Source organism: Paenibacillus durus (genome assembly GCF_000756615.1).
In the GTDB taxonomy this organism is placed as follows: domain Bacteria; phylum Bacillota; class Bacilli; order Paenibacillales; family Paenibacillaceae; genus Paenibacillus_AQ; species Paenibacillus_AQ durus.
In genome coordinates this window covers 2209427-2228744 of the sequence record NZ_CP009288.1, presented here as the reverse complement: position 1 = coordinate 2228744, position 19318 = coordinate 2209427, and the positions used below count along the sequence as shown (strand labels likewise).

15 protein-coding genes are annotated in these 19318 nt (G+C 53.8%); 3 read left to right on the top strand and 12 right to left on the bottom strand.

Annotated features, from left to right (window positions below):
* Positions 1-66: 66 nt before the first annotated feature.
* The 4 genes from PDUR_RS09980 to PDUR_RS09965 are packed head-to-tail and all read right to left on the bottom strand — an operon-like array spanning position 67 to position 6728.
* The gene (locus tag PDUR_RS09980) at positions 67-3300 is read right to left on the bottom strand and encodes an SMC family protein (protein WP_042206147.1); all 3234 of its coding nucleotides are present in this window, start codon (positions 3298-3300) and stop codon (positions 67-69) included.
* On the bottom strand, positions 3297-3977 hold the full coding sequence (locus tag PDUR_RS09975) for a hypothetical protein (protein WP_042206146.1): 681 nt from the start codon (positions 3975-3977) through the stop codon (positions 3297-3299). The genes PDUR_RS09980 and PDUR_RS09975 overlap by 4 nt, the downstream gene beginning before the upstream one ends.
* Positions 3892-5343 carry a hypothetical protein gene (locus PDUR_RS09970; protein ID WP_233277557.1) on the bottom strand — a complete coding sequence of 484 codons (1452 nt, stop codon included), beginning with the start codon at positions 5341-5343 and terminating at the stop codon, positions 3892-3894. Before PDUR_RS09970 ends, PDUR_RS09975 begins: the two co-directional genes overlap by 86 nt.
* Complete coding sequence (locus PDUR_RS09965) at positions 5328-6728, bottom strand: hypothetical protein (RefSeq protein ID WP_052410153.1); 1401 nt, start codon at positions 6726-6728, stop codon at positions 5328-5330. Before PDUR_RS09965 ends, PDUR_RS09970 begins: the two co-directional genes overlap by 16 nt.
* A 112-nt stretch (positions 6729-6840) precedes the next feature.
* Between PDUR_RS09965 and PDUR_RS09960 the strand changes: the two genes are divergently transcribed.
* Together PDUR_RS09960 and PDUR_RS09955 are read left to right on the top strand one after the other, a co-directional pair.
* Positions 6841-8262 (top strand): alpha/beta hydrolase family protein, encoded by a 1422-nt coding sequence (locus PDUR_RS09960; RefSeq protein WP_042206144.1) that lies wholly within the window; start codon positions 6841-6843, stop codon positions 8260-8262.
* Positions 8263-8378: 116 nt separating this feature from the next.
* Complete coding sequence (locus PDUR_RS09955) at positions 8379-9173, top strand: GNAT family N-acetyltransferase (protein ID WP_042206143.1); 795 nt, start codon at positions 8379-8381, stop codon at positions 9171-9173.
* Between the two features lie 137 nt (positions 9174-9310).
* Here the strand turns inward: PDUR_RS09955 and PDUR_RS09950 are convergent, their stop codons facing one another.
* From PDUR_RS09950 to PDUR_RS09920, 8 genes are all read right to left on the bottom strand, one after another.
* The gene (locus PDUR_RS09950) at positions 9311-11002 is read right to left on the bottom strand and encodes a HAMP domain-containing methyl-accepting chemotaxis protein (protein ID WP_042206142.1); all 1692 of its coding nucleotides are present in this window, start codon (positions 11000-11002) and stop codon (positions 9311-9313) included.
* 17 nt (positions 11003-11019) lie between these two features.
* Entirely contained in the window at positions 11020-12111 is a 1092-nt protein-coding gene (locus tag PDUR_RS09945) for a sugar ABC transporter substrate-binding protein (protein ID WP_052410152.1), read from the bottom strand.
* Between the two features lie 227 nt (positions 12112-12338).
* Positions 12339-13136, bottom strand: coding sequence for a TIGR00266 family protein (locus PDUR_RS09940; protein ID WP_042206141.1), 798 nt, complete (start codon positions 13134-13136; stop codon positions 12339-12341).
* A 391-nt stretch (positions 13137-13527) separates the two neighbouring features.
* Positions 13528-14973: a flavin-containing monooxygenase gene (locus PDUR_RS09935; protein ID WP_042206140.1), complete on the bottom strand. Its 1446-nt coding sequence runs from the start codon at positions 14971-14973 to the stop codon at positions 13528-13530.
* Between the two features lie 204 nt (positions 14974-15177).
* Complete coding sequence (locus PDUR_RS28725; RefSeq protein ID WP_156130405.1) at positions 15178-15333, bottom strand: hypothetical protein; 156 nt, start codon at positions 15331-15333, stop codon at positions 15178-15180.
* Between the two features lie 408 nt (positions 15334-15741).
* Positions 15742-16158 (bottom strand): MerR family transcriptional regulator, encoded by a 417-nt coding sequence (locus PDUR_RS09930; RefSeq protein ID WP_042206139.1) that lies wholly within the window; start codon positions 16156-16158, stop codon positions 15742-15744.
* A gap of 43 nt (positions 16159-16201) precedes the next feature.
* Positions 16202-17209, bottom strand: coding sequence for a zinc-binding dehydrogenase (locus PDUR_RS09925; RefSeq protein WP_042206138.1), 1008 nt, complete (start codon positions 17207-17209; stop codon positions 16202-16204).
* An 84-nt stretch (positions 17210-17293) separates the two neighbouring features.
* Complete coding sequence (locus tag PDUR_RS09920; RefSeq protein WP_042206137.1) at positions 17294-18028, bottom strand: SDR family NAD(P)-dependent oxidoreductase; 735 nt, start codon at positions 18026-18028, stop codon at positions 17294-17296.
* Between the two features lie 122 nt (positions 18029-18150).
* On the opposite strand from PDUR_RS09920, the gene PDUR_RS09915 reads away from it, so the two are divergent.
* The gene (locus tag PDUR_RS09915) at positions 18151-19305 is read left to right on the top strand and encodes a glycosyltransferase family 4 protein (RefSeq protein ID WP_042206136.1); all 1155 of its coding nucleotides are present in this window, start codon (positions 18151-18153) and stop codon (positions 19303-19305) included.
* Positions 19306-19318 lie beyond the last annotated feature (13 nt).

The following is a 19318-nucleotide window of genomic DNA, read 5'->3' as shown; positions in this document are numbered from 1 at the left end:
ATTTGCAGCTGAAGTCAACAAAAAACGCCTGGGTTTCCGCATCCCAAGCGTTAAATTCAAGTCTTTTTAAACCTTACTATCAGCTTTTTTCTTAATTCTAATCACTGCGCTTTTCGGGATTCTCGCATCATGATACACAACAAACGCTTCGTTGAAATGCCGCAAATAATCCGATTCATGGGATTTCGGAGACAGGATAATCATTTTTCTCGACAGCTCCTGCTCATACAGCGTGAATACTTTGGACTTTCTCCCTTCGTCCAGGGCGCTGTCGAACTCGTCCAGCACGATGTATCCCGGCTCTGCCTGAATCGTCTTCAGCAGCGCGAGAGCGAACAGAAGCGAGCTGAGCGATTCCTCGCCGCCCGACACCCCTTTTCCGACCCGTCCTCCCCGGCCCTTCATGCCGACTTCCTCCAGCGGGCCGCGGTGCCCCTGCTTTCTGGCTTTGATGTTCAGGTAATATTTGATATTCCCCTGCTTCATCTCCTGCATGTCCCAGCTCACTTCGCCGTCGAACGAGAATTGGTCCATATAGCGCACAAATCGGCTGCCCACCCGTTTGATTTCATAATTGGTCGTGCTGACCAGCTTCTCCTCGAGCTCGGCCAGACTTTCCTCAAGCTGGCGAAGCAGCATGCGGGCGTCCTGCACCTCCTGCTCACCCCGTTCAAACTCCGCTTTTACCTTCTCGTAATTTTCGAGCGCGTTCTCGTCGACGGTTTCGCCCAGCGCCAGGTTTAGCTGAACCAGAGCGCCTTCTTTATACGACTTTGCCTGCGCCGGATTCCAGTCCGGCACTATGGGAAAATCCGGGGCCGCTTCAAGAAGCCCGGCGTATACCATTGGTAGGCGAACGGTCCAATCGCTGTAGAACTGCCGCTCCGCGGCGCGGTTCTCCTGTATGACCTCCAGGCGCTCAAGCAGCTCCCGTTTCTCCCGGTCCAGCGCCTCCAGCGCTTTTTTCGACTCTTCGATATGCTGGTGCTTCTCCCTAATCCTTCGCTTCGTCGAATCCAACGAACGGTCCAGCTGGTCGCTTTCCGTAAGCAGGTCCTGAAGCTCTCTCTCCAGTCCTTGCAGCCGTTCTCCGGTGGCTTCCAGCTCTTTGCCAAGCTGCCCGAACCGCTCGATCTTCGAGCTTTCCTGATCGGCGCGGTCGTAGATTTGCCGGTACCCTTCGAGAGCTTCAAGCCGGACCGCAAGCTCGGCCGCCCCCAGATTCAATCTCTGCCGCTCATCGGCAGAACGGTTTCGGATGTCCGTCCATTTCTTCTGCTCGGCGGTTTTCCTTTCCAGCTCGCGCGCACGCAAATCCCGCTCGGCGACAGCGCCCACGACCGTTTCCGCCTCTTTGACGAGTTGAAGCACCGAACGGATAAGATTCAGCCGTTCCTCGCATTCCGCAAGATTACGGCGAGCGGCTTCAAGCTGAAGCTCCAGCTTCTCCAGCTCCTCGCCGGCGCGCTTCACCCGCAGCTTGATTCCGCGCGGGTTAAGAATCCACCGCTTGTCCTCCTGCGGGCCTCTGCGGCCCATGGAATCGACAAGCTGGCCATTCTTCAACCGGGGCCTGGAAGAATCGGAACCGGATACCAGCTCCCCGATCCACCACAACGCCTTTTGGGCTGCGGCGTAGGTTTGGTCGTCGAGATCCTTTTTCACCCGGAGTCCGAGAGACACCAGCTCATCCGCCGCCCGTTCCGGCACCACCGCCGGCAGCTCCACATGATAGACATCCGTCGGAGCCGCGAAGCCCCTGGCATCTACGAACAGCGTATATTTGATGGCTTCGAGCTGATCCTCCCGTTCCAGCGGAATATGCTCATCCATCTCCAGAAGATCGCGCAGGGCATAGACAGTCACACCTTTGCCGCGCAGACGGCGGATGGACGCTTCCTGCCTCAAGCTGTACATCCCGGTTCCCTTGGTCAACGCCTCCAGCTCGTCCTCAAGCGACCGGATGCTCAGCTCCAGCTCGCGCCCGCTGTCACGCAGGGAAGATCGCTTGCTTTCCAGACTTTCCGCTTCCCGTTCAAGAGCGGCGCTTCCCCCGTATTGGGCCAGCATTTTCTTGGCGTCGCCGAGCCTCCGGAAGTCTTCCTCCAGGGCATACTCCAGCTTGCCGATTTCATTGGCCAGCCAGTCCAGATGCGTCTGCGCCTCCTTGTATGCCTCCTCCGTCTCCCGGCCTTTGGCTTCCGTCTCCCGCATCTTTGCCCGGTCCTGCGCAAGCCGTTCTTCCACCTCGGCTCTGGAGTAGGGAATCGCCCGCATCTGTTTGTCCAGCTCCCTGAGAATATCTTCAAGCTGACGGTACTCGTCATTCAATTGCTCGCGCAGGGCTCGCTCTTTCGCCGCTTCGCCTTCCACTTCCTCAAGCTGCCGGGTCAGTTCTTCCATGCGCCGTGTTCTTTCTTCCAACTCCTTAAGGTAAGCTTGATGCTCTTCCTCCAGCTTCACCTGGCGGTCCAGTTCGTCAGCATGGCGCTCTTCAAGCTCATCCGTCTGCTCCTTCAGAAGCTCCTGCTCCCTGCCGTACAGCCGCTCAAGGGCGGCCGAAGCGGTTAGTACGCTCGCAAGACCGAGCCTGCGCCGTTCGTTCCGGCTGATCAGCCGGTCCCGCTCCTGCTGCCAGTTGCCCAGGTTCAGCCTATGCGAATGTTGGTTGCTTTCCGCCGTTTGGAGCGCCGACTGCGCGTCTTTGCGTTCCTCCTTCACCTTTTCCCAGTTGTGCTGCATCCGCTCTATGCCGGTCATCTCGCTGAAAATTCGGAAGCGCTCCTCCGGCCGCATCACAGCGAACTGGTTCACATCCTGCTGATACCAGATCAGGTAAAAGGCATCCGGGTCCACTTTATATTTATGCTGGAGCTGATGCCGGTACTCATGAAGATGGTTCGTGCTGTCTCCCGGCGTATAGCGGGTCTCTTTATTCCATTTCCACGGCTCATTACCCTCGCAAATAAAGTATTCCTTCCGCAAGGGATCGCCGGGTTTCTGCTCCAGATTCAGCCGGAAGCCGATGTACGCGGCTGCGTCGACGGGACTTGCTCCGATATTGGCAAAAACAAGCTGAATCGTCGCCCGCCACACACGGTCCGGCGGCAGATTGCGGGAACGCAGCCCCTCCAAATCCACTTTGGCGGAAGCCAGCACCGCTCCGAGGCAGAACGAAATCGTCGATTTGCCCGAGCCGTTCGGTCCGCCGATCAGCACATGGTCTTCCGGTCCGCCCCATTCCAGCCTCGTATCCGAGAAATCGCGGATGCCGCTAAATTCCAGCGCCCAGGGGTTCAATATCCCTCACCTGCCTCCAGATTGTAACGTTTAAAAAACTTCAGAACATCGTCCATATTCAATTGCTGGGAATGGCTGAATTCCGCGAACCGTTTTAAATAGGAATCCGAGAACAGCCGCGCGCCGATCGCGGTCAGCGCATAGGCTTCCTCATTGGATGGATTCTCATAGCGGGACACGGCGCCCAGCTTGATGAGCGTATCGAGGTTCGCCAGGATTTTCCGCCTTACATCCAGCGACTCATGCCCGAACGCCTCCAGCAATTGGGTAAACAGGGTATAATCATTCTGCAGCACTTCCTGGTGATAAAAAATAAACATCAGCAAAGCCAGACTCTCGGAGGACATCAGCTCTCGCGCCTGTCTGGCGGGCACATGAATCAGCACAACCGCCCGGTCTCTGCGCTCATCATAGATAAGCCTATAGTAGCGCGCAACCGACTGATTCACCCTTTTCACAAAAGAAGCAAATCCCTGCTCATCCCCCGGCTCCAGCTTCAGAATCTTCATCACCTCGCGCCGGGACAGGCCGAAGCTGCCGCTGCGGACCGCTGCCGACGACGAGAACATAATCTGTACAAACGCGTATTCCTCATCGGGACTGAGCACCGCGGTCAGCCGTTCCATCGCCCCGAGCGGCAGATTGCTGTGCAAGCTCTCCGGTTCTTCTAACGACATGCTGATCTCCTCCTTCGTTCACAAGCTGCCATTCGGTCTGTGCGCTGCCTCCCTGCAAATCCGTGGCGGGGTCTTCTCCCCGTTCAATCGCCGCCCGCTGCCCGCCCACCAGAGCGGAGACCGCCAGCAGCGCGTTCAAGGCGTCGCTCCAGCGCTCCGATCCCGCCTCCAGCACAAGCTGCTCCAGACCGACGCAATCCCGCTTCAGCAGAATCCGCTCCGCTTCATCCGTCCGAATGCGGTCCTTGGTCAACTGCCATTCGATCTGCGCCAAATGAGCGCCGAGTTCCTCCTCGGTCCATTCTTCAGCCTCCGCATATTCCGGCTCCAGGCGCTCCCGAATCGGCTCGGTGGAAGGCACATAGCTTTCCAGATAGCTTACGGTATCCGCCAGTTGAAGATTGGACACGGGGGAAGCGAACTGAACGGGCACCCACATGCCGTCCAGACGCTCTCCGGGAATGCGGTCCTGCTCCAGAAAGCTCAATATCTCATGGGCGCTGGGCAGTTCGGAATCGGCGGTTTTGTAGAAGGAACGGATAATAAACTGGCGAATAGCTTGCGGGGAAATGTCGGACCGGACCTCGGTTTGCTGCAAATGGGCGAAGCCCAGAAACTTATTCAGCGTGCCCAAAGACACCTGCGTTCCTTCAAACATGATTTCTGTACCTTTTTTGAGTAAGGGCGCAAAGGAAGCCCCTTCTTCAAAGGTGGTGAATTTGTCCAGCCGCTCATTCATCCGCGCGTTCAGCTCCTGCATCAGATCCACAATAATCCGGATTTGCGGCAGGGCGTTCCGGTCGGCGAGCAGTTCGAGCTGCCGCTCTTTCAGCTTGTCCACGGCATCCATGACATTACGGATCATGCTAGCCAGCCGGTTTCCTCCCGAAATCCCCTTGTCGTCGTAAGCCTCGCTGAGATCCGCATCCCTTCTTGCCTGAAACAGCGAGCGGGCTACGTCATCCTGCATATAGTAAGCCAGCGAATCATTCGCCAGACGAATCAGCATATCCATCATCCGTTTGCCGACATCCATCATCGTAAGTCTCCGCTTGCTGCGGATGATCCAGTTATATTTCTGCAGCACATTCAAGAGACGCTCCATCGGAATTCCGGGCTCGTATCCATAACGGTTCCTGAACCGGTAAAAGAGCGCGTCCGCATCCTCCAGCGGCTCGTCCAGCCCAAGCGCCTCCTGCTGGATCAGGTTCAGCATTTTTAAAATCTCCAGCACTTTCAGCGGTTCTTCGAAGTATTCCCGCAGTTCGGTCAGCACCCCCGCAAGCTTGACGAGATCCCGCAGCGATTCCTTGCGAAGATGTTCAGGCACTTCGCCGCCAAAGATAGAAATCAAAGATCCATCCACATGTTCCAAATGTCCGTATCCCCCATTTCCGCTTCCTGCTCATCTGCCTGGTTCCGGTCCAGTCCGGCAAGTGCTGCTGCCTCATAAGCCTCCCATGTACGGAAAAGACAGGAGCGCGGATCGTCGCCCTTCTGGTCCACGGCAGGCGGCAAAATCCATTTCACCCCCGCCGGATGCGCCGGCTGCAGCAGGGCTTGCACATTTCTAGCGATGTCCAGCCCGGACTTGTCGCCGTCGCACCATACAATGACCTGCCCAATCGATTTCGAGCCGGTCAATACATCCTTGATCAGCTTGCGGTGTCCGCTTCTAAGCTGTCCGTCCAGCCCGATTATCAAACTACCCGAGTTCAGCAGAAAGTCCGGTTCAGCGCTCATCCGTGTGAGCACGGCCCGATTCTCGGTCAGCCACATTGTATGGCAGCCGGTTCGAAATTCCGTCTTCCAGACGGTCACATCCGTAACCGCATGCAAAAAGCCTTGCGGATAAGCGAATCCGCCCCTTCCGCTCAATTCTCCAGCGAAGTAAATCGGGGTAACCGTTCCTCCGCTGCACAGCCCAAGCAGCGGGAGAGGACAGCCGATCTGCTCCTCCGCCGCCTCCAGAAAATCCACTTTATAGGGATCAAAGCGCTTCGAGCCGCCGATTTCCCGGTAGTAACGCGCCCCTATCTCCTTCCAGTCAAAATGAGCGCGGGCGGCAGCAATTTCGGCCAGTGCGATAATAAAATCGACATAGTACTCCAGCTTTCTGCCCTGCCATGGCTGCTCTTTGTTCCAAATGACCTCGAAGACCTCTTTATAAACGGAACAGTGTTCGAGCTTTGCCGCCATATCCTCTATAAAATTCCACAATAAATGCCGGTTTTCCTTCCCGGACAGGCCATCCGGAACTTTATTCCGCTCTTCCAGTACTGTTCCAAGCCGTGCATGCCAGGTCGCAATGGTCTGCTTCTCCCGTTCCTGCGCTCGTCTTCTTTTCCGCTCAAGATGAATATAAAGCGCATAACCCATGACATACTCCGTTCGGGCTACGGTTTTCCCATCGGACTCGTACCGGTCTATCCGCATAATCCAACCCTCGGCCAATCCGCCATTACACAGCGACGCATCCCGGGTATCACGCAGCAGATCACGCTCGCTCTTACGGACTCTTGGACTGTGAAACAGCCGTTCCAGCACTTCAGGGACACGATTTTCATGAGAGAGAACGTTATCCGCATGCCCGCCGGTGATTTTTCCTATGCGCCTGCGTGTTCTTGAGCCTGCCCTGAAAATATCAATTTCAAAGCCCCTGCCAGATTCGCTGAGAGTCGCGGGCTCAAGCTCCGAGCCTTTGGATAAATAATGAGAACATATGAAATCGACAATCTCCGTATTTAACAAGCTTTTACAACCCCTTATCGATCCGCATAATTAAGATCTAGTATAATACAAGAGTTGAGTTGTGCGGAAAAGGGGGTGACGAAGCCGTTTCCGCTTGTAAAGGAGCGATTCCATGCGATTATTCGAAGTATTGTTGATTGTACTAAACCTGTTCCTTCTGGCCCCGCTGGCATTTGGAAGATTGCGGAGCAAACGCAGCGCAGCTTTATCGGTCGCCGTCTCCCTGACCGCCATTAGTCTGCATCTGGCGCTTGAAGGCTATCGCTTTCAAATGTGGCCGGCATACGTGATCTCGGCCGTTCTAACCCTTCATACCGTCGTCCGCTTCAGACGCGGAAGCTCCTCCGGACAGTCCCCTGTCAAGAGAAGCAGGCTGCGGCGTACGGGGATCGCTGCATTTCTCTTGTTATACAGCTTGCTAGCGGTGCTGCCGCCTTTCGCCCTGCCTGTCCCTTCCTTCGACAAGCCAACCGGCCCCTATAGCGTCGGAACCGTCCAGTACCACTGGATTGATCATGAGCGCAAGGAAACCTATAAGAATGTGCCTGGGAACAATCGGGCCTTGAACATTCAAATTTGGTATCCCGCCGATCACACCGAAGGCTATCCGGCAGCGCCTTATGCGGCGGATCTACCGGTCATTGCCGAAGCGCTGGGCAGGCAATACGGCATACCGAAGCAGTTGTTCAGCTACTTCAATCTGGCCAAGACCTACGCCTATCAGGATCCGCCCGTATCGAAGAGGGAGGCGGCCTATCCGGTTGTCGTGTTCTCCCATGGTTTCCCCGGAGGGCGTTATACCAGCACCTTCCAAACCGTTGAATTGGCCAGTCACGGCTATATCGTCGTTGCCGTAGAACATACCTTAAGCTCGTTTACAACCGTATTTCCGCGAGGGCATTATATCGGCCTATCCCCCAACCAGCCGAAGCCGTCGGACATCTCCGCTTGGGACGATATCATCGACAAAGTCTGGGTGAAGGATATCCGTTTCGTACTGGACCGGCTGGAAGATCTGAACCGCCGGGATGACAAGAAGCTCTTGACGGGCGCTCTCAACTTAAGCCGCATCGGCATGCTAGGCCATTCCTTCGGGGGCGCTAACGCCGCCCAGGCGCTGCTGCTTGACCAGCGGGTCAAAGCGGCGATCAATATGGACGGCACCTTTTTCGGCAAAGGGGATTTGAGCGGCGGATTGCCGCGGCCCTTTCTGTTAATGAGCTCCGATCTGCCACCCCAGCCTGCGGGTGCCACAGCTGAACCGACGGACAGCCAACTGGCAGCCGCCGGTCTGACTCGCGAGATCTTTGAGAAGCAGCTGCGCCAGATCCCTTTGCGTAAACAAGAAGCGTTGCGGAACGGAGGGAAGGAATTGATCATTCCTCACGCCACCCATTTGAGCTTCTGTGACTTCTATCTCTGGTTCCCCATGATGGTCTGGGCCAACGGTCAGACGGAGGACCCCTACCGTACCCACAGGACGATCAACAAGGCGACGCTCGCCTTTTTTGAGGAACACCTTCGCCAGAGATAAGCGGCAAGCCCCGGCCGTGCCTCAGAGCCGCTATTTCTCATCGCTTCTACCACTGAATTCTTGTATAATACATAAATTAGATATAATTCCAAATCGAAGAAGGGACACGGAGGCTTATGATCAGATTAGACTTTGAGGAATACACCAAGGCGGAGGAACCGCTGCAAGAGGTGACCATCAATACACTGTTTGCCCAGGCCGTTATACACGGACATATTCCCGGGGAGGTATATGCGGATGACTTACATAACCCGGCTGTCTTTTACATCGTCCACCCTTACGGAATGTCGCTGCTGTTTGGAGAAACGGATCGTGAATCTTTTAGGGATAATCTGGTTGAGCATTTATCGAATACTAATAACACTAGACAAAAATCCGAGTGGCTGCAGGTATATCCCCGTTCCTGGGACCCTCTGATCCGTTCAATGACGGGCCCGGACTCTGTGGTGCAGGAGGAGAATACAAGAGTCAATTTCGCCTTTGACCGCAGCCGTTATGAGCAGGCCGTCAAGAAGTACGGGAAGAGCGATTACGAAATTGTGCCGACGACTCGGGAGGTATTTCGGAAGCTTGAGGGCGTCGTTACTCCGAAGCGATTCTGGAGAGATTCGGAGCAATTCGCGGAGCGGGGAATCGGGTTTACGCTGCTCGACGGGGACGAAGCCGCTTCAACCTCATTTGCAGCATTTCTTGAAAATAATCAGCTAGAGATAGGAATCGAAACTCCCGAGAAATTCCGGGGAAAAGGCTATGCCTTCCACGTGTGCTCGGCCTTAATCGACTATTGCCTGGAAGCCGGCCTGGAGCCGGTCTGGTCCTGCCGCCAGGAAAACGAGGGCTCTTATTATCTGGCGCAAAAGCTCGGATTTATACCGACGGTTTGCATTCCCTATTACCGGTTAGAGGTATAGAAGAAGTATAGAATCCGCACGATTTTCAGGTGCAAAAAAGCCGGTCCAAACGTGATAGCTTGGCCGGCCATTATAATAGGTCATTCCTGTTCTATAGAAGCGGTCAAAATCCGCTAGGATTGCGTTTTTTCAGAAGTCTAGAGTTTAAAGTGCAGCACCGTCTGACGGAGCTTGGCCGACATTTCATGCAGCGTAGATGTATGCGCCGAATTCTGCTCCATGCAAGCCAGCTGCTGCTCGGTGGCGGCGCCCACACTTTCCGTACTTTCTGCCAACGTCTGCGTCATCTCCGATATCCGGTCCATCGTATTGACAATCTTCTCGGAATGTCCGGAAAGATGATGCAGCGCTTCGGTCACCTCCTGAATTTCGCTCGTTGTGCTGTCCGTCAGTCTCTTGATCTGATCGAACAATTCGCTTACGGAGCTTGTGGTCTGCACGCCTTGAGCCACCTCGTCATTCATTTCCTTGACCGATAGTCCAACCTGCCGCGTATCGCTCTGGATCGCCTGAACCAGCGCTTTAACCTTATCCGCCGAAGCGTTGGTTTCATTGGCAAGCTTGCGGATTTCCGTGGTCACAACCGCGAATCCCCTTCCATGCTCGCCGGCCCGGGCGGCTTCAATCGCCGCATTTAACGACAGGAGATTGGTCTGCATCCCGATCGAAGAAATGACGTTGTTCATCTCTTCGATTTCGCCAGAACGCTTCTCCAGGGATGACATCGTCCGCTCAATCGCATCCATCCGCTGCCGGATCGTATTCATCTGACGAACCGCTTCGGCCAGCCCTTTTTCACCCGATACGGCCATTTCCTGCGCTTGCGTGGCCACATTCATCGCTGTCCGGCTGTTCCGGTCGATGCTGCGGATGTCGGCATCAACGGCCATTACTGCCTCCTGCCCGTTCTTCGTCGCCTCCACCCGGCTGCTGCTGGTCGAAGCCAGCTCGGCCATTACGGAAGCCATATGTTCCGCCGCCCGGCTCGTTTCTTCCGTACCTGCTGCGACCTCCCCGGAAATATTGATAAGATGCCCGGTGCTTTCGTTGATTTCCGTCACAATAACCCTCAGGTTGTCCTGCATCCGGTTGAATGCTTCCGCCAGCATCGCCAATTCATCTTTCTGCTTCAAGACTAGAGGATCTCCGCCCAAGTTCCCTTCGGAAATGGATCGCGCCGCAGCAGACAGCAGCCGGATCGGCCGGGATATCATCCGGGCCATGTACAACCCGATTCCGACCGCAAGAACAAAGACGGCAATGCCGATCGCCATGGTTAGACGGATGGCATCCGCGTTTGTCTTCTCCATTTCCGTCTTGACCGCCAACATTTCCCGAGTTTGCTCATCGGAGAGCTGCTGGGCATAATGGACAATGGCGTCACCCATCAGCATAAGGTCAGTCTTGGCCTCCAAAAAGGCGCCTTCCAAAGACTCCTGCGGCAGCCCGAACAGACCTTCGGCCTTCTCGCTGTAATAGCGGTTCATATTCTTCATCAGATCAACCATTTTCCGGCTCTCCGGCTGGTCCAACAGCATAGGAGACATTTCGTTCAGGAGCTTCTCCGTCTGACGGTTATCCGTCTGCAGATTCGTATGATAGAACGTATCCTGATTGAGCAAATACGATTGCAGGCTGCTGTTCTGCGATATAGCGTAGAACTTCAGATTATCCGCCATGCCTTTCAGCATTACATGTTGCTCAAGAACCCTATCTACGGTACTCTGCACCTTCCGCATCGATAAAATGTAGCTCACACCCGCACACCCGGAAATGATGGCAACCGTCAAAAATCCGGCCAATAATTTATGTGCAATTGATAGACGCACCGGTTTTCCTCCTAATCTCATTGATTCCATTTTGCTATGTACTGATCCGCTTGATTCGCGGTGACCAGCTCGTATGGGACATATGTATTTTTGGTAAAGCTTAAGCCTTGTGCGGCTTTAACCGCGACTTTTATCGCCTGCTTTCCCTGTCCAGCCGCATCCTGAAAGACGGTGACATCAATCTTGCCCATCTTCATCAGCTCCAGAGCCTGCATCGTTCCGTCGACTCCAGCAAATCGCATTCCCTTCTCTTTGCCCTGTAACCGCGCGGCCAGAATGGCTCCGATCGCCATTTCATCATTAGTGGCCACGACAGCGTCGATTGATTTGCCGGTAGTCAGCCAATCCGACATGAGCAGCAGCGCTTGATACCGGTCATGTGCGGCGCTTCCTTCGAACACCAAATTCAATCCCGGATGCTGGGTTAAGACACTTTTAATATCTTCCGCTCGCTTCTCATCTTTGCCGCCGTCTATGAGCGCAATATTCCCCTTTCCCCCCAGCAATTTGGCGATTTCGTCCATTTCCAGAATACCGGCGGCATCCGGCGGCGATTCGGCGGAAGGCGGCCGCTCGGAGCCGACATATGCCGTCGCCCCTTCCACACCTTCATAGGCGCGGGACAGGATAATTGCCGGTATCCCGGCGTCTTGGATCCTTTTCGTCAGCTTTACCGATTGCTCCGCGTTCACCGGAATAAACACGATGGCGTTTACCCCTGCCGTAAGTAGTTCCTCCACTTGTTCGGCCTGGAGTTTCGCATCATCGCCGGAATATTTGATTTCGAGCGACGTTCCCGGTTCGGCCTCGGCTTCCCGCCTCATGTTCTGCGCGAGATAAGTGAGAAACCGGTCTCTCTGATCAAGCAAAATGACGCCAATAGTCACCTTGCTTTTCTTCCCCAGGGTCCCGGCCGCCGCTTTTGCATCCTGCGAGGCTGTTCCGCTCACGCTGCTTTGCGTTCCGGGTGAGCCGGCATCGCCAGCTTTTCGCGCTTCCCCCGCTTCCGGCGAGACGCTGCCGGATGAGCATGACGCCGTCCACGCCAATACTCCCGCTACGCACAGCATCACACACAGGGAACGGATAAGCTTTCTTTTTGTTTTCATAAGCATAACCCCCTAATTTTCATGCCCCCCGACCAAAAGTCAGAGTAAATATGTTTCGGTGATTATCGACAAAAAACCGGTCATTTGTTATACAATTCCAAGAAATTATTTGGTTGACAAAATAATGTTCTGGCTTCCAGGGTTTCGTTATAATTTTCAGCACAAAAAAGCCGTCAAACACACGACAGACCCATGTGTTCAACGGCCACGAAATTAAAGCTTGAATCTTATCTGCCGTCCAGCAGATTGCCCAGTCCGCCGAGAATGCTGCCCTCTTCCCTGCGTCCTGTGCCGCGGGCTGCGGACAGAATACGGTCGGCCATCCGGTTGAACGGCAGCGACTGAACCCAGATCTTGCCCGGTCCCCGCAGCGTGGCGAAGAATAGGCCTTCCCCTCCGAACAGGGCGGTTTTGATGCCTTTGACCATCTCGATATCATAGTCCACCGATGAAGTCATGGCGACTAGACAACCGGTATCGAGGCGAATGACTTCTCCGGGCTGCAGCGTCTTCTCCATGACATATCCGCCGGAATGGACAAAGGCTAAACCGTCGCCCTCCAGCTTCTGCATAATAAATCCTTCGCCGCCAAAGAATCCGGCGCCCAGCTTGCGCTGAAATTCAATCCCTACGGATACGCCTTTCGCCGCGCAGAGAAAAGCGTCCTTTTGACAGACAATTTTTCCGCCGTACTGAAGTAGGTCAAGGGGAATGATCTTTCCCGGATACGGAGCGGCAAACGTTACAGACTTCCGGCCGTAACCGCCGCCATGCGTGAATACGGTCATGAACAGGCTTTCGCCGGTCAGCACTCTTTTTCCCGCGCCCATCAGCTTGCCCATCAGACCGCCGCCGCCCTGACCCGAGTTGCTCCCGTCGCCGAAAATGGTCTCCATACGGATTTCCGGGTCCATCATCATGAAGCTGCCCGCTTCCGCAATTACACTCTCGCCGGGATCAAGCTGAACCTCCACACACTGCATTTCTTCGCCCATAATCACATAATCAATTTCATGCGCTCCCATAACTATCGAATCCTCCTTAATTATTGGTTCAAGGTTTCCTCCAGCCGTTTGAGCGTTTATACGTCCGTTAAGCCGGAGCGGTTTCGCCGGAACTAAAATTTTATGCGATGCAAATCTGTTTAAGACTGCTGTTTCTTCTCCTTCCACACCGCCGCGTATTTCTTCCGGTATTTCGGATCTTCCTCCGTTTCAATCCATTGCAGGGCTCTTACCAAAGATTCAACGCTTCTATCCATTAAGTAACCTTCCGCTAGGTATGTTGAAAAGGAGCTCGAGCAATTCTATTGTATCATGCAAAAAGAAACGGCTGCGCCGTCCTTTTAATAGCGGCATCCGTTTCTCGGAAACCCAAAAAACGCCCGGTTTCCCGGGCGCCCTTGAATCGAGCCGGTTATATTTTGGGTTCAAGCTCATCGCTCGCCGCTGGTTTCGACCATTCGCTGACAAATTCGGCCTCATTATAATCAAAGAAGGATTTCAGAATCGCGTCGCGGTCGTCCAGGAATAATTGGTCCGCGACTCTGGAGACAAGCTTCGGCACCGCGTTCTTCGTGCCCGAGATAGCGGAAGCCGAAAGTCCGCAGCTCGCAAGCGCCGAGTAGTTAAAGACGAACAGTCCATGCAGGAGATACTCTCCCTCCGCGTCGCGGCTGGTGAGCGCAAACCCGGGACTGAGGTAAGGGTGCGCATCAAGCAGCGGACTGGCTACCTCTGCCGGAGCCTCGTAGACATCTCCCCAGCGGGCAATATGGCTCTCGATCAGCCGGAGCTCCGGACGCAAGCCGGGATCGCTGAGCAGACCCGTACTGACGATCAGGAAATCAAAGGTGAATCTGCCTTGAGGCGTGGTCACCGTCACTCCTTCGCCCTCTCTCTCCACATCAAGCCATGGTGCGCCAAGATGCAGCTCAAATCCGGGCCATGCAGCCGCCCGTTCAAAGGTATCGTTGGTCGGCGGCTGATTGTACTTAAAGAAATGGGAAATCGCCGCATATTTCTCGGCATCCGTCAGAACGTGGAAGCGCTCAATCATCCCCGACGATTCCATCTGGCGGATCGGATTGACGCTCGGCAGCTTCTCCCGGCGTACAAAGACATGAGCTTCGGCCACGCCTTGGGACAAGGCGAAATTGGCATTGTCAAAGGCCGACGCTCCGCCGCCCAAAATCCCGATTTTTTTGCCTTTCAGCGCTTCAAAATCAATCATCTCTGAGGTGTGGGCATACAGATGCCCCGGCAAATTATCGGCAATGAATGAAGGCACATGCCACTCGCCGCCCCCTTGAATGCCTGTGGCCAGAACGACTTTTCGCGCCAATAATCGTTCCGAAGGCGCTCCCGCTCCATCAATATGCAAGCGATGAATCCCGTCCTCGGCAGGCTCGATCAGCTTCAGCTTGACCTCATTAATGACCGGAAGTCCGAGAACCTGCCGGTACCAGCGTAAATAATTCATCCAGTCGCCCCGCGGAATTTTATCGACCTCTTCCCAGCCCTGCGGTCCGAACTGCGCTTCCCACCAGGAGCGGAAGGTCAGAGAAGGTATTCCGAGGTCGACGGAAGTCAGATGCTTGGGCGTGCGCAGCGTCACCATTCGCGCATAAGTTTCCCACGGCCCTTCCAGACCCTCACGGTTCTCATCAATAACAAGAATATTCGATATCCGTTCACGCAGCAGGCCGAAAGCCGCAGCCAAGCCGCTTTGACCTCCCCCGATAATTACGACGTCATAGACATGCCCTTCGGAATGATTCTTCGGCTGTACCCAAGCCGCGCCTCCAAAGGCAAGGTAGGAAAGATCGGTTTTCACTCGTTCATTCAAAGCTTCCAGGCTCATGACTCCTCATACCTTTCAGTGGCTTAAGCCAACATATGTGCTAATAGTCATATTATATCTTGAGTCATCAGCCGTTTAAATGTTGATGGCATGTATATTGTCATAATATCTAAAATTCTCATTATTAATTGTGCATGACAACTAAGAATCAGCATTTTATGAGAGAGAATGTGACATGGGAGTACTGCGCGACCTCACGATCAGCTAATCAACGCTGGGCGGAGATGCGAACTTATTAGCCGCCGCATCCTTATTAGCCGCCGTATCCCTATTGGCCGCCGCATCCTTATTGGCCGCCGTATCCCTATTGGCCGCCGCATCCTTATTGCCCGCCGCATCCTTATTGGCCGCCGTATCCATTATTGGCCCCGCATCCATTATTCCGGAGGAGTTATTTCACTTCCCGCTCGCCAGTTGATTCAAGGGCTGGCTTTTGAATAAATTGCAAAACTGCGCCAGTACAGTTTTTTTCGTTGATTCTATGGATCGATTTGGAAAAAGCTGCGGTCGTGCAGGAATTATAAGCTATTTCCGCCATAACGAGAGGTTAAGCGGGAAAAGCATGCATCTTCGCAGGAATGTCCCCCTTGAATAAACAGTTATGAAAAAAAGATGTATGGTTGCAGGTTTTTTTAAACCGCGTTTGTTCATCTTTTTATTCGCACCATTCGGTTCGGAGCAGCGCTTCAAATTTTCGCAACCGTACTTCAGCAGCCGACGGCAAGCCTCGACCGCATAACCATTTCCCTGAAAATTGGAAGGAAACAGTTATTTTGAAAAAAATGAATGGTCATTCAGCATAGCCGAATAGTACGCTTTTTTCTCCAGGGCGACGGTCTTGACCTGCTCCAGATGCTCCATCTGCCGCTCCAGCCAGTCAATATGCCTATCCAGGATGTCCATTCGCATGTGCAGAGAATCCCGGATGTCAGGTATTTCTCTGCCGTCCAGGTCCAATAAACAGCCGTCCTTGGCAAAAGAAGCGATATCCTCCAGCTTCATTCCCGTTTGCTTTAAGCCGTGGATGAAGCGGATAAACCGGATGTCCCCGTCGTCGTAACGCCGGCGTCCATTCTCTTTTCCATCCTTACGGGAAGGGTTCGGCAGTATGCCTATCTTTTCATAGAAACGGAGGGTATACGCCGTAATCCCCGTTAATTTGGATACTTCGCTGATTGAGTACATGCGACTGCCCTCACTTCCTTCATTCAGCCTTAAACCAAATATTTTAGCTGATCAGCACCACTTTGCCGACGGCCAAAGACCGTTCAAGCAGCTCCTGCGCCTTGGCCGCTTCTTGAAGCGGAATGCGGTGCGATACCAGCGGATGGATCAAGCCTCCCTCCAGCAGAGATAGTACGGCGCTTGCGTCTTCCCGGAACCAGTCCGGCTGTTCTTTTTTCAGAAGGGTGATGCTGTAAAGATGCATAGGATGGCCCTGCTCCGTCGTTTGGGTTGCCGCTAGATGGCTCCATTCCTTCTCCCAATTTCCGGAGTCCTGCTCCTGAAGCACTGATGTATACCCATAGCTGACAAACCGGCCGTTCCGGCTTAAAGTCCGCAGCGAGCGTTCGTAGTTCTCGCCTCCAATCGGATCGAATACGGCGTCAATTCCTTCAGGAGCATGAAGCCCCAGAAAATCAACGAAATCTTCGTTCCGGTAATCGATCGGTTCGGCGCCGTACCCGGCAACAGTGGAGTGCTTTATCAGCGAAGCCGTGCCATACATTTTCAGCTTCGCCAATCTGCCCAGTTCCAGCAGGGCCGTTCCAGTTCCGCCGCTTGCGCCGTGGATCAGAACACTCTCTCCCTCAGATACCTTGGCGATTCGGTGAAGCATCTGATAGGCGGTCACATAGTTTAAGACAGCGGCAACGGCGAGCGATGAATCCACCTGCGACGGAACAGCGACCAGTTCGTCATTCTTCGCATACACATAAGCCGCATAGCCCCCCGTTCCGTTATAGAAAACCGCCACTTTGTCCCCTTTACGAAACTGCTGCACATCCTCCCCGAGTTCGTCGATCACACCGACCGCATCGTATCCCGGCGTAAACGGCGGCGTAGGCGGATTCGGAAACTTGCCTTCCCTTCTCATGATATCCGCCAGCGCCACGCCGGAGCTTTGAACTTTGACGCGAACCTCATCCCGATCAGGCATCCGCAGTGGCTCCTGAACCACTTTCAGCACTTCCGGCCCGCCGTACGCCGTTACGATAACTCTTGAGTTGAACACAGGACATCTCTCCTCCAAAGGTGAATTATGGATGCCCGTATTATATTTCTTAGAGTTTACTCGAAGTCAAGCAGCCCCGGCACATTATCTTAAATAGCCTCCGTTGTTAATATCAAAGGTTGCGCCCGTGTAATGCTTGGATTTATCGGATAACAAAAACACGACAGTCTCAGCCACATCCTCCGGCAATACCGGCGCAGGAATCAGTTGGTGACTCAGATACTCCTTTTTTCTCCATTCGGGAATGGTCTCCATCATTGAAGTGTCGACCATCGTGGGCGCGACAGCGTTAACGCGTATGTATGGCGAAAAATTCATGGCGCAGCTCTTCGTTAACCCGAGTAAGGCCGCCTTGGTCAATCCATAAATCGCATCCGAGCTTCCCTCCATACCCGACACGGAGGACATATTGACGATCGTTCCCTTTTGCTGATTGCGAAGCATCCGCCTGCCGAACAGCTTCGAGAAATAGACGGCTCCCTTGATGTTAATATCCATGACTCTAGCGATTTCGTCCTCTTGATAATCCAGTATGCTTTGCGCCAAATAAATCCCCGCGTTATTCACCAAGCTGTCCGCATCCGGGTGCTCCTGTTCAATATAGGCAAAAAAATCGCGAACCTGATCATAGTCGCTTACATCCACTTGATAGGTGTGCAGATTCTGACAAGCATCCGCCTGCTGCTTCAGCTCTTCGAGCAACCGGCTGTTAATGTCACATGCGATCACCGAAGCGCCTTCACGCAAACCGAGCTTCACGATTTCTTTTCCGATCCCGGAAGCTGCGCCGGTTATGATCAATTTTTTATTCGTCAGCATAATAATCAACCACCCTAAATCTAAATTTAATAGCCATTTTACCTTTCAGCAGTTTGGGATTTGCATATGAATAATATAGTTAAATAAAGTGGTTCCATTCAACGGTAAAGGATTTGATGATTTTGAGGATAGCCTTCTTCACCGATACGTTTTACCCGCAAATCAATGGTGTGTCCAATACGTTGATGTATTTGAGCCAATATTTGACCCGATGCGGTATTGAACATATGTTCTTCGCCCCTGATTATGAGACCGATGAGCCTGAAGCAAGCGGGGTCCCTGTCGTACGGTTCAAAGGATTTGCACCTCATATCTATCCGGACTGCCGCCTCGCTTTCCCTCCATCTCCCAAAGTTCTTGAGCAGCTCTCGGACTTTGGGCCCGATGTTGTCCATATCGTTACGGAACTCGGCATCGGCTGGAGCGGCTTGCGGGCCGCAAGAGCGCTGAATATACCGATCATCATGTCCTACCATACGAGCTTCGACAAGTACCTTCAATTTTACCATATGCAGTATTTAAACAAAGCTTTATGGGCATACATGCGCTGGTTTCACAGCTTCGCGCTCGTCAACCTCGCCCCTTCCCGAAGTACGCTGCAAGATTTGACGCGGCACGGCATCCAAAATTTGGCCCTTTGGCCACGGGGAATCGATCTTGAGCGGTTTAATCCCGGGAATTACTCCTCCGAACTTAGGGAAAAGCTGGGCGGAACAGAGGAAGTGGTATTTCTCTACGTCGGCCGCATCGCGGCGGAGAAAGGGCTGCCGACGCTGGCCGACAGCATCACGCAAGTTAATCAGCGATACGGAGAGCGGGTAAAATGGGTCTTCACCGGGGAGGGACCTTATTTGCAGGAGCTGATCGCCAAAAGGATTCCGAACTCCATTTTTACGGGGAGCCGCCGGGGCGAAGAACTGGCTGCAATCTATGCAAGCGCAGATGTCTTCGTATTTCCTTCCGGCACCGAGACGTTCGGCAACGTGCTGCTTGAGGCGATGGCGAGCGGACTGCCTGTTATCTGTACCGATTCCGGAGGCGTGACCGATTTTACGGAGAACCACAAAAACGCGCTTGTATGCAAGTACGGCAGCGTGCCGGAGCTAACCAAGGCAATCGTCAAAATGCTCAATCCGCATAATCGGCAGATTCTGAGTGAGAAAGCGCTGGAAACGGCAAAATCCCGAAGCTGGGACACCGTGTTTGAGGGTCTTATGCTGCAATATCATTACACCGCCCACCCGGAAATCTACACCGGACGAAAGGTCATCGGTTGATGCGATTAACCCG

Coding starts and splice junctions, on each gene's coding strand:
- PDUR_RS09945 (WP_052410152.1), bottom strand. CDS start 12,111: ATGAAAACAAAAAGAAAGCTTATCCGTTCCCTGTGTGTGATGCTGTGC.
- PDUR_RS09960 (WP_042206144.1), top strand. CDS start 6,841: ATGCGATTATTCGAAGTATTGTTGATTGTACTAAACCTGTTCCTTCTG.
- PDUR_RS09920 (WP_042206137.1), bottom strand. CDS start 18,028: ATGCTGACGAATAAAAAATTGATCATAACCGGCGCAGCTTCCGGGATC.
- PDUR_RS09940 (WP_042206141.1), bottom strand. CDS start 13,136: ATGGGAGCGCATGAAATTGATTATGTGATTATGGGCGAAGAAATGCAG.
- PDUR_RS28725 (WP_156130405.1), bottom strand. CDS start 15,333: ATGGATACGGCGGCCAATAAGGATGCGGCGGGCAATAAGGATGCGGCG.
- PDUR_RS09930 (WP_042206139.1), bottom strand. CDS start 16,158: ATGTACTCAATCAGCGAAGTATCCAAATTAACGGGGATTACGGCGTAT.
- PDUR_RS09935 (WP_042206140.1), bottom strand. CDS start 14,973: ATGAGCCTGGAAGCTTTGAATGAACGAGTGAAAACCGATCTTTCCTAC.
- PDUR_RS09955 (WP_042206143.1), top strand. CDS start 8,379: ATGATCAGATTAGACTTTGAGGAATACACCAAGGCGGAGGAACCGCTG.
- PDUR_RS09975 (WP_042206146.1), bottom strand. CDS start 3,977: ATGTCGTTAGAAGAACCGGAGAGCTTGCACAGCAATCTGCCGCTCGGG.